At 74.9% G+C, this 13,067-nt stretch carries 14 protein-coding genes and 1 tRNA gene; 7 read left to right on the forward strand and 8 right to left on the reverse strand.

The window, feature by feature from the left end; all coding sequences use genetic code 11:
- Positions 1-10 precede the first annotated feature (10 nt).
- A complete protein-coding gene (locus AC4BGE_RS06505; protein ID WP_490574730.1) occupies positions 11-1,285 on the reverse strand; it encodes an MFS transporter in 1,275 nt (424 codons plus the stop codon).
- A 75-nt stretch (positions 1,286-1,360) separates the two neighbouring features.
- On the opposite strand from AC4BGE_RS06505, the gene AC4BGE_RS06510 reads away from it, so the two are divergent.
- Positions 1,361-1,969: a winged helix-turn-helix domain-containing protein gene (locus AC4BGE_RS06510; RefSeq protein WP_490574731.1), complete on the forward strand. Its 609-nt coding sequence runs from the start codon at positions 1,361-1,363 to the stop codon at positions 1,967-1,969.
- Positions 1,970-1,999: 30 nt separating this feature from the next.
- Here the strand turns inward: AC4BGE_RS06510 and upp are convergent, their stop codons facing one another.
- Positions 2,000-2,641: a uracil phosphoribosyltransferase gene (upp, locus tag AC4BGE_RS06515; RefSeq protein WP_490572503.1), complete on the reverse strand. Its 642-nt coding sequence runs from the start codon at positions 2,639-2,641 to the stop codon at positions 2,000-2,002.
- Positions 2,642-2,781: 140 nt separating this feature from the next.
- On the opposite strand from upp, the gene AC4BGE_RS06520 reads away from it, so the two are divergent.
- Together AC4BGE_RS06520 and AC4BGE_RS06525 are read left to right on the forward strand one after the other, a co-directional pair.
- Positions 2,782-3,273 carry a tRNA adenosine deaminase-associated protein gene (locus tag AC4BGE_RS06520; protein ID WP_490574732.1) on the forward strand — a complete coding sequence of 164 codons (492 nt, stop codon included), beginning with the start codon at positions 2,782-2,784 and terminating at the stop codon, positions 3,271-3,273.
- Between the two features lie 31 nt (positions 3,274-3,304).
- Complete coding sequence (locus AC4BGE_RS06525; protein WP_490572537.1) at positions 3,305-3,754, forward strand: nucleoside deaminase; 450 nt, start codon at positions 3,305-3,307, stop codon at positions 3,752-3,754.
- Here AC4BGE_RS06525 and AC4BGE_RS06530 read toward each other — a convergent pair.
- Together AC4BGE_RS06530 and AC4BGE_RS06535 are read right to left on the reverse strand one after the other, a co-directional pair.
- On the reverse strand, positions 3,735-4,676 hold the full coding sequence (locus tag AC4BGE_RS06530; protein WP_490572501.1) for an SPFH domain-containing protein: 942 nt from the start codon (positions 4,674-4,676) through the stop codon (positions 3,735-3,737). The genes AC4BGE_RS06525 and AC4BGE_RS06530 overlap by 20 nt on opposite strands.
- Positions 4,677-4,782: 106 nt before the next feature.
- Complete coding sequence (locus AC4BGE_RS06535; RefSeq protein ID WP_490572500.1) at positions 4,783-5,121, reverse strand: hypothetical protein; 339 nt, start codon at positions 5,119-5,121, stop codon at positions 4,783-4,785.
- Between the two features lie 72 nt (positions 5,122-5,193).
- Between AC4BGE_RS06535 and AC4BGE_RS06540 the strand changes: the two genes are divergently transcribed.
- From AC4BGE_RS06540 to AC4BGE_RS06550, 3 genes are all read left to right on the forward strand, one after another.
- Positions 5,194-6,705: a sulfatase family protein gene (locus AC4BGE_RS06540; RefSeq protein WP_490574733.1), complete on the forward strand. Its 1,512-nt coding sequence runs from the start codon at positions 5,194-5,196 to the stop codon at positions 6,703-6,705.
- A 9-nt stretch (positions 6,706-6,714) separates the two neighbouring features.
- Positions 6,715-7,182: an NUDIX hydrolase gene (locus AC4BGE_RS06545; RefSeq protein WP_490574734.1), complete on the forward strand. Its 468-nt coding sequence runs from the start codon at positions 6,715-6,717 to the stop codon at positions 7,180-7,182.
- Between the two features lie 72 nt (positions 7,183-7,254).
- Positions 7,255-7,344: transfer RNA gene (locus tag AC4BGE_RS06550), tRNA-Ser, on the forward strand.
- A 125-nt stretch (positions 7,345-7,469) separates the two neighbouring features.
- Here the strand turns inward: AC4BGE_RS06550 and AC4BGE_RS06555 are convergent.
- The 4 genes from AC4BGE_RS06555 to AC4BGE_RS06570 all read right to left on the reverse strand — a co-directional run bounded on the left by AC4BGE_RS06555 (position 7,470) and on the right by AC4BGE_RS06570 (position 12,398).
- A complete protein-coding gene (locus AC4BGE_RS06555) occupies positions 7,470-9,887 on the reverse strand; it encodes an SCO7613 C-terminal domain-containing membrane protein (protein WP_490574735.1) in 2,418 nt (805 codons plus the stop codon).
- A 38-nt stretch (positions 9,888-9,925) separates the two neighbouring features.
- Positions 9,926-10,156: a biotin/lipoyl-binding carrier protein gene (locus tag AC4BGE_RS06560; RefSeq protein ID WP_490572495.1), complete on the reverse strand. Its 231-nt coding sequence runs from the start codon at positions 10,154-10,156 to the stop codon at positions 9,926-9,928.
- Positions 10,157-10,244: 88 nt separating this feature from the next.
- On the reverse strand, positions 10,245-11,558 hold the full coding sequence (locus tag AC4BGE_RS06565) for a hypothetical protein (RefSeq protein ID WP_490574736.1): 1,314 nt from the start codon (positions 11,556-11,558) through the stop codon (positions 10,245-10,247).
- 72 nt (positions 11,559-11,630) lie between these two features.
- Positions 11,631-12,398, reverse strand: a complete 768-nt coding sequence (locus AC4BGE_RS06570) for a carbon-nitrogen hydrolase family protein (RefSeq protein ID WP_490572493.1) — start codon at positions 12,396-12,398, stop codon at positions 11,631-11,633.
- Between the two features lie 26 nt (positions 12,399-12,424).
- Here AC4BGE_RS06570 and mobA point away from each other — a divergent pair, with 26 nt between their 5' ends.
- Positions 12,425-13,057: a molybdenum cofactor guanylyltransferase gene (gene mobA, locus AC4BGE_RS06575; RefSeq protein ID WP_490574737.1), complete on the forward strand. Its 633-nt coding sequence runs from the start codon at positions 12,425-12,427 to the stop codon at positions 13,055-13,057.
- The last annotated feature ends 10 nt before the right edge of the window (positions 13,058-13,067 follow it).

Consider the following 13,067-nt stretch of genomic DNA (forward strand, 5'->3'; position numbering starts at 1 on the left):
AAGTGCAGGATTACGGCGACATCGCGCCGGTCACAGGGGGCGCGGGTTGCACCTCGGCGCCGGAGGCCCCCGGCCAGTCCCGGGGTCGCGGCACGGTCCGCACCGACGCGGTGAGCGTGGGGATCAGCGCCGCCAGGACCGTCAGCGCGAGCAGCACCAGCACGGCGCTGGTGCCACCGAGGGCCTCCAGCAGCCATCCGCCGAGCAGCGGGGCGACCGGAATGGTGACGAAGGAGAGGAACTGCGAGGAGGAGGCGAGCCGCCCCTGGAGCTCGTCGGGGGTGATGGCCACCCGGTAGGACTGGCTCGCGGCGTTGCCGGCGGGGTTGAGCAGCAGCCCGACGCACAGCACGGGACCGGCCACCCAGGGCGAGGACCAGAAGGCCAGCGGCACCAGCAGCGGCACCCAGATCCAGGCGGCCGCGACGGTGAGGTGCCCCGTGCGCACCCGCTCGACCAGGAACGGCGCGACGAGTGCGCCCACCACTCCCCCGGCGCCGGCGAACGCCTCGACCAGGCCGATCGTGGTGGACGGCACCCCGGCCTGGGCCAGCCGGAGCACGGCGACGAAGAGGACCGCGTTGACCACCAGGTTGAAGGCCGCGGAGAAGGCCGCGCTGGCGCGGAAGTAGGACCGGGCCAGCAGGTAGCGCAGCCCCTCGACCAGCTCGCGCCCCGGCGTGCCGCGCACCCGGTCGGTCGGGGAGAGGTCTGCCTGCACCCGGGAGACGCTGACCAGGGAGACCGCGAAGGTGGCGGCGTCCACCAGGAACGGCAGCGGCCTGGCCACGGCGTACAGGGCACCGCCGAGCGGCCCGCCGAGCAGCGAGGCGACGTGGTGGCGCGCCTGGTTCTGACTGATCGCGGTCGGGAGCTCGGCGCGGGTCACCACGCTGCGGACGGCCGAGAGCTCGGTCGGCATGTAGATCCCCGCGACCGCCCCGGAGCCCAGCGCCGCCAGCACCAGGTGGGTCAGGGTCAGCGAGCCGAGCAGCCCCGCGATCCCGAGCGAGGCGCTGAGCACCAGCCCGACCGCGCTCGCCGCCAGCAGCACCCGGCGGCGGTCCAGCTGGTCGGCGACCACCCCGGCGGGCAGCAGGGCGAGCGCGATGCCGAGGCTGTACGCCGCGACCGGGACCGCGGCGTGCAGCGCCGAGCCGGTGAGGGCGTAGCCGATCAGCGGCAGCACGAAGAGGGTCGAGACGGTGCCGAGCTGGCTCACGGCCTCGCCGACCCACAGGCGGGTGAAGTCGCGGTTGCGGGCGAGGGAGCGGTAGCCGGTCACGGTCCGACGGTAGATGCGCACGACATGTTGCGCAACTAGTCTTGCGCAATATCTGTGGCGGGTAGTCTGCCGGCCATGGCCTACGTGCACGACCCGACGGTGCTGCGCGCCCTCGCCCACCCGGTCCGCAACCGGATCCTGGGCGAGCTCTCAGCCCAGGGACCGCTGCGGGCCGCCGACCTCTCCCGCGAGCTGGGCATCCCGGCCAACCAGGCCTCCTTCCACCTGCGCCAGCTCGCCAAGTACGGCCTGGTCGAGGAGGCTCCGGACGAGGGCCGGGACCGTCGCGACCGCGTCTGGCGCCGGGTGCGGGAGGAGAGTCTCGACTTCGACCTGCGCGAGCTGGAGAAGCAGCCCGGCGGCCCGGCCGCCGCGGCCGTCTTCCGCTCCCAGGCCGCCGCTTGGGCGCACACCCTGGTCGACGCGGCGCACACCGGCGGCCCGCAGGACGGGGTGCACCGGGCGGTCACCGAGCAGTCCCTGCGACTCACCGAGGACGAGGCGCTCGCTCTCACCCGCGAGCTGAGCGACCTGCTGCAGGAGTGGGGTCACCGGACCCGTGGCCGGGACGCGTCCCGGCGCACCTACGTGTTCCTCTCGATGCTCCAGCCGCACCCCGGCTCGCCGGACCCGGCGGACCCGCCGGCCTCTGGGGTGAGGGCTCCGGGTGAGGGCTCCGGGTGAGGGCTCCGGCGTGAGGACCCGCGGTGGGGCTCAGTCGGCCAGGCCGTAGAGCCGGTCGCCCGCGTCGCCGAGCCCGGGCACGATGTAGCCCTTCTCGTTGAGCCGCTCGTCCATCGCCGCCGTCACCACCGCGACCGGCACCTCGAGGTCGGCCAGCTCCTGCTCGAGCCGCTCGCAGCCTTCCGGTGCCACCAGCAGGCACAGGGCGGTGATGTCGTCGGCGCCTCGGTCGGTGAGGAACCTGACCGCGGCGGCCAGGGTGCCGCCGGTGGCCAGCATCGGGTCGAGCACGTAGCACTGGCGGCCCGAGAGGTCGTCGGGCAGGCGCTCGGCGTACGTCGCGACCTCGAGCGTCTCCTCGTTGCGCGCCATCCCGAGGAAGCCGACCTCCGCAGTCGGCAGCAGCCGCATCATCCCCTCGAGCATCCCCAGCCCGGCGCGCAGGATCGGCACGACCAGCGGGCGCGGCGTGGCCATCTTGACCCCGGTGGTCGGCGAGACCGGCGTGTGGATCTCGACCGTTCCCACCCGGACGTCGCGGGTCGCCTCGTAGGCGAGCAGGGTGACCAGCTCGTCGGTGAGACGACGGAACGTCGGGGAGTCCGTGTCCTGGTCGCGCAGAGCGGTGAGCTTGTGGGCCACGAGCGGGTGGTCGACGACCTGGATGCGCATGCTGCCGACTTTAGTCGAGGCGCTCGCCCCGACGTGTCCCGGCGGGCCCGCACGGGCCGCGGGGGGTTGGCCGGGTCCTGCTTCCGTGCCACGCTTGGACCTCGGACAAGGTCCACCAGGCGCGTGGGAAGGGGTCGACCGTGGCACTGGCCCCGGAGCAGGCCGACGACATCGACTTCGCCCTGGCCGCCTACCGCCAGGAGGGGTCCTGGCAGGTCGCCCCGCTCGCGGAGACCTCGTGCGCCTCGGTCGAGGCGATGGCCCAGGGCCTGCGCCGGCTGCCCGGCGACTCCGGGGCGATCGGCATGGTCTCGATCGACGAGGACTTCTTCGTGATGGTGCGGGCGCACGGCACGGTGGCCCGGGTGCTGCTCAGCGACGTCAGCGCCGCGATCGAGTGGGAGCTGGCCAGCTCCGCGGTGGAGTTCCTGGGGCTGATCCCCGAGGACGACGAGGATCCGCAGCCGGCCGGCGACCTCGACCTGGTCGGCGACCTGGGGATGCCCGCGACCGACATGCGCGTGCTGCTCGACGACGCCGAGCTCTACCCTGACGAGATGCTCTCCGAGATCGCCGGCCGCCTGGGCTTCGGCCCCGAGTTCGACGCCACCGTCGGGCTCAGGTCCGCCTGAACGCGTGCAGACCTCCAGGTGGGAGGAGGCCATGCGCCTCGCCCTCGACCTCGCCGCTGGGGCGTCGGCGTCGACCGACGTGCCGGTCGGCGCGGTCGTGCTCGGCGAGGACGGCGAGGTGCTCGGCGCCGGGCGCAACGTGCGGGAGGCCGAGGCCGACCCGACCGGCCACGCCGAGGTGGTCGCGCTGCGCGAGGCCGCCCGCGCCCGCGGCGAGTGGCGGCTCGACGGTTGCACCCTGGTGGTCACCCTGGAGCCGTGCACCATGTGCGCGGGCGCGGCGGTGCTCGCCCGCGTCGACCGCGTCGTCTTCGGCGCGTTCGACGAGAAGGCCGGGGCGGTGGGCAGCCTGTGGGACGTCGTCCGGGACCGGCGCCTCAACCACCGCCCCGAGGTGGTGGCCGGGGTGCTGGCCGCGGAGTCGACCGCCCTGCTGGACGGCTTCTTCCGCGGCCGGCGGCTCACTCCCGGTTCTGGATGATCCCGCTGGTGCTCGGCTGGTAGGGGTTGAGGCCCTTGTCGATGGCGTACTGGCGCAGGTAGCCGTCGCGACCCAGGACGTTGATCCGCTCCTGGATCTTCTGCGCCTCCGCCTTCTCGACCTGGACCTGGGCCTGGGCCGCCTTCACCTGGGCGTCGGCCTCGGCCTCCTTGGCCTTGGCCTTGGCGACCGCCTCCTGCTGGGCGGTCAGCGCCGCCTTCACCGACTCCGGCGGGACCGGCTTCTGCAGGGTGATGGAGAAGTTGGTGAAGAACTCCTCGTCGCCGTCGATCTGCCGGCCGACCAGGTCGGGGAGCTGGTCCAGCACGTCGCGCTCCCACTGGGCCTTGACGTTGGGGTCCATGTAGAGGTCGGTGTAGGTGTAGTTCTGGCTGGCCCGGTCGACGGCGGTCTCCAGCGGCTTGGAGAGGTAGACCGAGAGCATGGAGAGCCAGCCGTGCGACCCGTTGCCGTCGGAGGAGTCCATGTAGGCGCTGTAGCGGTTGCCGATCAGGTCGTGGAAGCGGCGCAGCGTCTGGCACTCGGTGTTGAGCATGAACGACGCGACCCCGTCGACGCTCATCTCGATGCCGTCCTTGGTCACGAAGGTCATGCCCTCACGGTCGCCGCCGGCGCCGAAGACGTAGTTGCGCTGCGACGACGGGTAGGAGAAGTGCTTGTCGCCGGGGCCGTGCCAGGCCCGCGAGGAGGTGCCGACGCAGTCGCCGAACCGGGTCGGGGTGAAGGCGCCGCCGGTGTAGTGCAGGGCCACCTGGTCGGGCCCGGTCGAGACCGTGGTGGGGCGGACGAAGACCAGCGTCACGAGGAGCGCCAGCACCAGGACGGCGACCGCCGTGCCGACCTTGGCGACGCCGCGGCCGCGGCGTCCGGACATCTGTGGGACGGACGGGTTCTCGGGCATGCGGATGTTCCCCCTGTGGTCTGTGGCAGCGCTGGCCGGGCTGCGCCGGCTGCGTGACGTGCTCCCCCGGGACGTCCGGGACGGGCACATCATGCCGAAGGCGGGATCAGCCCAGCTCGTTGGTCCGCACGGTGTCGATCACGATGGCGGCCAGGTCGGGCTCGGCGGCCCGGTGCTCGCGGGCCAGGGCCAGCACGTCGTCGAGGGCCGACTCGAGCTGGTGGACCGCCGAGTCCGGCCCGAGGCCCCGGGTGCGCTCGATCAGGACGCCGGCCAGCGCCGGCGAGATCTCGTCGTGGTGGTAGGCCAGGTCGGTGACCTGCCGGACCCGGCCCAGGGCGGCGGCGTGGCGCCCGGACTCCCTGCGCTGCCCGGCGAGCAGCACCAGGGCCATCGCCACGAGGGCGGACACCACGACGACGAGGAGCAGGAGCCGGAGGATCACGCCCCGCAGCCTAGCCAGCGCCGGCGTCCGGGCGCGGTCGCCGTGTCGTGGCCGACTGACTAGCCTGCTCGGGTGCCGCCCCGTCTTCACCGCCTCGCCCTGCTCTGCTGCGCCGCCCTGCTCCTGGTCACCGGCTGCACCGCCGGGGACGGCGGGGGCGGGCCGAGCGGCGAGGGGCCCGCGACGCCGTCGCTGGCGCCGTCCAAGGACGCCGCCCCGGACGCGCCCAACATCGTGCTGATCACCTCCGACGACCAGACCGCCGTCGAGCTGGAGTGGATGCCGCGGACCAGGCGTCTCCTGGGCCGCGCCGGCGTCACCTTCGACGACATGGTCGCGCCGCACCCCAACTGCTGCCCGGCGCGGGCCCAGATCCTGTCGGGCCAGTACGCCCACAACAACGGCGTGCGGACCAACTCGCCGCCCTGGGGCGGCCACGAGGGCTTCGACCCGGCGACTGCGCTGCCGGTCTGGCTCCAGCGGGCCGGGTACGCGACCGGCTTCGTCGGCAAGTACATGCACGGCTACGACGACCAGGACGGGATCGAGCCCGGCTGGGACCGGTGGCGGCCGATCATCGGCGTGCTCTCCAACTACCGCAACTTCCTCCAGTACGACGACGGCGAGCTGGTGCGGTTCGGGCCCGACGACTACCACACCGACACCGTGGCGCAGCAGTCGCGCGAGATGGTCGGCGACTTCGCGGCCGCCGGCAAGCCGTTCTTCCTGTGGTCCAGCTTCATCGCCCCGCACGGCACCTGCGAGGGCTACGCCAAGAAGGACTGCTCGGGGCCGCCGCCGGCCGCCGACCGGCACACCGACATCCTGGGCGACGTCGCGCTGCCGTCGCTGGAGTCCCCGGCGTTCAACGAGGACGACGTCTCCGACAAGCCCAAGCACAGCCAGGGCGGCAAGGTCGTCCCGGCCGAGCAGCAGGAGCTGTTCACCCAGCGCATCCGCACCCTGGCCGCCCTCGACGAGGGGGTCGCCGGGATCGTCGGCGCGCTCGAGGAGGCGGGCGAGCTCGACAACACGGTCGTGATGTTCACCTCCGACAACGGCTACCTCTTCGGGGAGCACCGGCTGGTCGGCAAGAACGTGCCCTACGAGGGGGCGCTGCGGGTGCCGCTGGTGATGCGCGGGCCGGGCATCCCCGCCGGGGAGCGCCGCTCCCAGACGGTGGCGATGGTCGACTTCGCCCCCACCATCGCCGAGCTCGCCGACGCCACCCCGGCGCGGGAGATGGACGGTGCCAGCATGCTCCCCTACGCGGTGGCCGACGAGCCGCAGGACGACCGGGCGCTGCTGCTCCAGGCCGGGTCCTCGGGCGAGGTGAGGGCGAGGGCCTGGAAGTACCGCGCGGTCCGCACCGACCGCTACACCCTGGCGCGCTGGAAGGTCCCGCGGTTCTGGGAGCTCTACGACCGCGAGACGGACCCGGCTCAGCTCACCAACGTCTACGACGACCCGCGCTACGCCGGGGTCCGGGAGGTCCTCGAGCCGTTCCTGATGGAGTCGCTGGCCGACTGCCGCGGCGACGCGTGCCGGGTCGACGTCCCCGACCTGCCGGAGCCCGGCCTCTAGGCTGCCCGGGTGCCCATCCCGGACTTCGTCGTCGCCCTCCGCGCCCTGGTGGGCGACCTTCCACTGTGGTTGCCCGGGGTGACCGCGGTGATCACCCGGGGCGAGGAGGTCCTGCTCGTCCGTCGCAGCGACAACGGGCAGTGGGCGCCCGTCACCGGGATCATCGACCCGAAGGAGGAGCCTGCGGTCTGCGCGCGCCGCGAAGCCCTCGAGGAGACCGGCGTAGAGATCCGGGTGGACCGGCTCGCCTCGACCTCGGTGCTTCCGAGCGTGGTGCACGCGAACGGCGACCGCGCGTCGTACCTCGACCTGACCTTCGCCTGCACCTGGCTCGCCGGTGAGGCGCACGTGGCCGACGACGAGTCGGTCGACGTCCGCTGGTGGCCGGTCGACGCGCTGCCCGAGATGCCCCCTCACATGCGGGCACGGATCGACGCCGCCCTGTCCGACGAGGACCGCGCGCGCTTCCTCGCGTGAACCACGCGGGACCACACGCGGACCCGGGAGGCGATTTCGGCGCCGCCCACGAGGTCCGGTAGCCTCTCCCGCGGTGGCGTGTCCGAGCGGCCGAAGGTGCAACACTCGAAATGTTGTGTGGGGTCAAACCCACCGTGGGTTCAAATCCCACCGCCACCGCCAGCGGACCATGACAGGTGCATGGCCCACGAGATCCCGCCCGGGGCTGCCCCGGGCGGGATCTGTCGTCCTGCGCTCATTGCTCGACCCAGGACCGAGCGCCCGCCTGGCGCAGGCCCGGCGCCTGCTCAGCGCAGGGTGACGTACCAGCCCGCCGCCCGCCGCCCGGCCAGGACCGCCTTCTCCCACCAGACGCCGATCGCGAGGAGCAGGGCACCGGAGCCGAGGAGCAGCAGCCAGCCGGAGACGTAGGCCAGCAACGGCCCGCCCTGGGTGAGCGCGATCAGGACCAGCACGGCCCCGCCGACGCTCACCGGCGCCCGCCACTGCCGGGCCAGCCCGATGACGAGCACCGCGACGGCCACCAGGCAGACCAGCGTCAGGCGCAGTGCCTCGCCCCGGTCGATACCGACCGCGGCGCTCGGCAGCAGGGCGACGACCAGGGCGGGAGCCATCGTGACCGCGGTCGGCGCTCCGGGGGTCCGACGCCACTGGACGAGGCCCACGGCGGCCAGCAGCGCGGCCAGCGGGAGGGTGTAGGCCTCCACCGCCGGCACGCCCGCGTCGCGCTCCAGCTCCCAGATCCCGGTGGAGACCAGGAGCGCCGCCAGGTAGGCCAGCGGCAGCCGGCCCCGGCTGGCGGCGTGGGCCCCGGTACAGGCACCCACCACGACCAGGCAGGCCGCCCGCACGCCCGGCGGGAGGTCGAGGCTCTGGACCAGCGCGGTCCCGGCGTACGCCGCGGCCAGCACCAGCGCCAGCGCCTCGAGCAGGTCGTGGTCGCGCGACGGCGGCAGCGAGCGGGCGTACGAGGCCACCAGGATGCTCAGGGCGCAGGCGACCAGGGCGACCACCACCAGGGCCGTCGGCGGCGAGTCGCGGAAGGCCACGGCCAGTGTGACCAGCACCGCGAGCTGGGCCATGACCGACCACACCAGCGCCCGGGTCAGGGCGATCCCGGCGGCGGCCGCCAGCGTCCACGCGAGCGCCGGGACCACCGGCAGCCACCCGGGTGCCGGGTGGCCGATCTCCCCCTGGCCCACCGCCAGCAGGTCGACCGCCGCGCCGTCGGTGAGTCGCAGGGTCGTCCAGGTGAGCACCGGCAGCAGGATCCAGCCGACCGCCCCGACCGCGCCGACGGTCGAGGGGCGTCCCCGCCGCAGCGCGAGCTCCGCGACCAGCGACGCGGCGAGCACCAAGGAGAACGCGACCACCACCCAGCGGTCGGCGTCGGCGAGGAGCACCGCGCCCGCCGGCAGGGCGGTGACGACGGCGACCTCGGCCAGCCGGCTGCCGGCCGCGCCGAGCCAGTGGCCCCGCCGGGCCGCCAGGACCGCCAGGCTCGCGAGCGGGACGGCGAGGAGCACCGCCACGGCCGCGTAGCGCGTCGCCGGGCCGGTCTCCGGGTCGAGCCCGACCTCGAGCCCGGCCGCCAGGTGGACGAGGTAGGCGCCGACCGCGACGAGGACCGGCGGCACCAGGGACCAGGGCACGCCCCTCCTCGGGGCGCCGGCCGGCGGGACAGCGGGGGCGCCGGCCTGGGGGACGGGAGGCGGGACGTGCGGGGCCCATCCCAGGCGCCGGGGCAGGGGCAGGGCCGGGCGGTCCAGCCTGAGCGCCGCCACGGCCCCGGCCACGCAGAGGACCGCAAGGAGGAGGCTCAGCACCGAGAGTCCGAGCGGGCCCTGGGCGAGGGCGGCGACCGCGGCGGCGCCGGCCCCGCTGGCGAAGGCGGACGCCGCGGGACGGAGCACGACCACCGGTCGCAGCGGCCCGTCGGCCCGCCGGCGCGGCAGCAGCCGGTCGACGCCGAGCAGCAGCCCGGCACCCAGCAGCCCGGCACCGGCCCAGTAGCCGCTCTCGGACAGGCCGCCGAGGCCGCCCAGGTCCAGCCGGTAGGCGCCCTCGAGGTCGAGGAGGAGCAGCCCGGTGGTGATCACCGCGAAGGTCTCGGCCGCGGCCGGCAGCCGGCGCCGCGTCGTCTCGACGGTGGCCAGCGCGGCCGCCGCGGTGAGCGCCACCATCATCGCCGCCTGGCCGGCCGGGCCCACCACGACCCAGACCACCACCAGGAAGAAGGAGGCCCCGGAGAGCAGCAGCAGCGCGCCGAGGCCGAGCAGCACCTGCTGGCCGGAGAGCTGCCGCCGGGGAGCCGGGCGCGGCGCCGGGTACGGCGCTGGGCCGGCATACGGGGGCTGCGCCGGGTACGGAGGCTGCGCCGGGTACGGGGGCCGCGCCGGGTACGGAGGCTGCGCCGGGTACGGAGGCTGCGCCGGGTACGGGGGCCGCGCCGGGTACGGAGCTGGGCCGGCGTGCGGCGCCTGCGCCGCCGGAGTCGGGGCCGGGGGCTGGCCGGCCGGACCGCGCAGCTGCCTGAGCAGGTGGTCGGCCTCCGCGCGGAGCGCCGAGATCTGCTGGGTGACCTGCCACAACCGGGCGGCCTCGGGGCCGACGAGCCGGAGCCGGCAGCGCGGGCACTCCGTGGCGGCCGGTGGCAGCGGGGCACCGCACTGGGGGCACGGGACGGCGGGTGGTGGAGTGCTCACGCGCACATCCTGCTGCACCGCGCCCCCGCGCGCAGGCCTCAGGCTCCGAGCACCACCAGCACGTCGCCCTCCTGGACCACGTCCCCCGGCGCGACCTTGACCGCGACCACGGTCCCGGCGGCCTCGGCCAGCACCGGGATCTCCATCTTCATCGACTCCAGCAGGACCACGGCGTCCCCGACGGCGACCTCGTCGCCCGGGCCGACCGCGACCTCCATGACCGCGGCCACCATCTCGGCGAGCACCTCGGTCGTTCGCTCACGTGCCATGAGGACGACGCTAGGGGTTACCGGAAGGTACCCGTGAAACCGCCGCCCGGACCCGGCCCGGCCCCCGGCCCCCGGCCCGGGGGTCGGCTCACAGCGAGCTGAAGCGGCTGGGCTCGGGCCGCAGCGCGTGCTCGGCCTCCGCGGCGCGGGCGCGCCGGCCGCGCTGCCCGGTCAGGAGCAGGTCGAGCCGGATCACGGCGTAGCCGACCAGCAGCCCCAACGCCACGCCGTACACCTGCTGGAGCCCGGCCTCCACGTAGGAGGTGTCCCAGTTGACCAGCGTCTGGGCCACCACCAGGCTGGCGGCGGCGCCGAAGACGCAGACCCACCAGCCCTGGCGGCGCCGGGCGCGCATGTGGACGCCCCAGGCGAGGGCGGGCACCCCCAGCAGCACCATGATCGGGCTGGGGAAGGCGCCGAGCGTGTCGCGGCTCCACTGCACCGCGGCGTTGGTCGGCTCGACCACGCCGGCGACGTCGTAGCGGCGCAGCGCCTCGGCGTAGAGCAGGCTGCCGCCGAGCAGCACCGTGCCGACCACGACCGTGACCAGCCCCCGGGTGCCGAGGCCGTGGAAGCCGGCGCCGAAGCGCCAGACCAGGATCGAGACGACTGCGAAGCCGAGCGCCAGGGTGATGTACTCGAAGCGGACCGAGCTGGCGACCGGCTCGAAGCCGACGGTCGCGAAGGCGCCCACGGAGGCGACCGTGGTCGCCACCACCACCTCGCGGACCACCCCGACATAGGTCCGGGCCGGCACCGTGATCACCACCGCGAGCACCCCGCTGACCACGCAGGTCATCACCGCGGCGCCGCTGCGCAGCACCTCGCTCCCCTCCAGCACCGCGATCACGCCGATGGTGACGGCCAGCAGGCTGAAGACGAGCTGACGACCGCCGACCCGGGCCATCAGCGCCCAGGTGTAGGTGGAGAGGACGGCGACGGCGCCCGCGCCGTCGAGCCACGCCGGGCCGATGTGGAGCGCGGCGAGGGCCAGCGCCACGCAGCCGAGCAGCAGCACCGCACCGCCGGCGGAGATCGAGCGCGACCTGCCGCGTGGAGCCGGTGCGAGCCCCGTCACCCCGGGAGCCGGCTCGATCACGGAGGCGGGAGACAGCGCGGAGGCGGGGGCGAGCAACGAGGCGGGCGCGAGCACCGGGCCGGGGACGATCCCGGGGGCGGGCTCGATCACCGGGGCCTGCTCGATGACGGGTGCGAGCTCGATCACCGGCGGCGCCGGCGTCTCCGGCTCGAGGATGGGCTCGGCGGCGGGGAGCGGGTCGGGCTCCGGCACCGGCACCGGCACCGGCGGGGCGGACGTGGGCGGAAGCGGGTCGGGGGTGACGCCCTTCGACCGGGGGGAGGCCACCCGACGACCCGCCGGCTGGCCGCCGCCGCGGCTCATGCGGACCCGCGACCACCTGGAGGTCCTGGGTGCGGCGCGGCGGCCAGAGGGTGGGGTGGGCACCTGAGGAGATTACCTGCGCCGGTTGGCCAGCGACGGGTTGATGCGGCGAGCGCTCTCCAGGTCGTCACGGGAGAGCACCACGTCGGCCCGGGTCGCCTCCGGACCGGTCTGGACCAGGACGTCGCCGAGCGGCGAGAACGCGGCGGAGTGCCCCGTGTAGCGCGGCGCGGGCTGGCCCACCCCGACGACGTGCACGGTGTTCTCGATGGCCCGGGCCCGCAGCAGCGTGAGCCAGTGGTCGGCCTTCCGCTCGCCGGCCACCCAGGCGGCCGGCACGACGAGGACCTCCGCGCCCGCCAGCACCAGCTCCCGGGCCAGCTCGGGGAAGCGCAGGTCGTAGCAGGTCATCAGGCCCACCGCGAAGCCTGCGACGTCGACCACCACCGGTCGCCACTCACCCGCGCTCAACCGGTCGGACTCGCGGTAGCCGAAGGAGTCGTAGAGGTGGATCTTGTCGTAGGAGGCCTCGCTGCGCCCGCGGACCAGGAGCGTGTTGAAGGGGCGCTCGGCGTCGTCCCCGGTGCGGAACATCCCGGCCACCACGGTGGTGCCACGCTCCGCCGCCACTCGGGCGAGCTCGGTCGCGAAGGGGCCGTCCAGCGGTTCGGCGAACGGGGCGACGTCCGAGCCCGGCGTCCCGAAGTCACGGGCGTACGCCTCGGGCAGCACCACCAGGTCGCTGCCCTCGGGCACCAGCGTCGCCAGCCGCTCGCGGTTGACCGCCGGGTCGAGGTCGGAGGGCTCCTGGACGAGGATGACGCGCAGCTGTTCGGCCATGCTCCCAACCCTGACAGACTGCCCGGATGGACGCTCGCGAGGACCCGGGGACCTTCGCCGCGGTGGTGCTCGCCGGCGGCACCGGCGCCCGGCTCGGCGGCGTCGACAAGGCCGGCCTCGAGCTGGAGGGCCGGTCCCTGCTGGCGTGGGCGCTGGAGGCCCTCACCGACGCCGCCCACGTGGCCGTCGTCGGGCCGGCGGCAACGCCCACCCACCTCCCCCGCCCGGTGCTGCTCACCCGCGAGGACCCGCCCGGGGGCGGCCCGGCGGCCGGACTGCTCGCCGGCCGGGACGCGCTCGCGGCCAGGGCGCCGGCCTGGCTCGCGGTGCTGGCCGTCGACATGCCGCGGGTGCGACCGGAGACCTTCACCCGCCTCCTCGCCGCGGCCCGGGGGCACGACGGCGCCTTCCTCCACGACGACGCCGGCAGGCGCCAGCTCTGCGGCGTCCTGGCGGTGCCGCGACTCGACGAGGTGCGTCCCGGCGGCCCTCGGGACGGCGCGCCGGACCACTCGCTGACCCACGGGCTGCGGGGCTCCGGTCACGGCATGTCGATGCGCCGGCTGCTGGGTCCCCTGGACCTGGCGCGGGTCGGCGCCGAGGGGGACGAGGGGCGCGACGTCGACACCTGGCGGGACTTGCGGGACCTCGCAGAGTGACGGAGGCTGG

The organism is Nocardioides sp. Z50_6 (genome assembly GCF_058215755.1).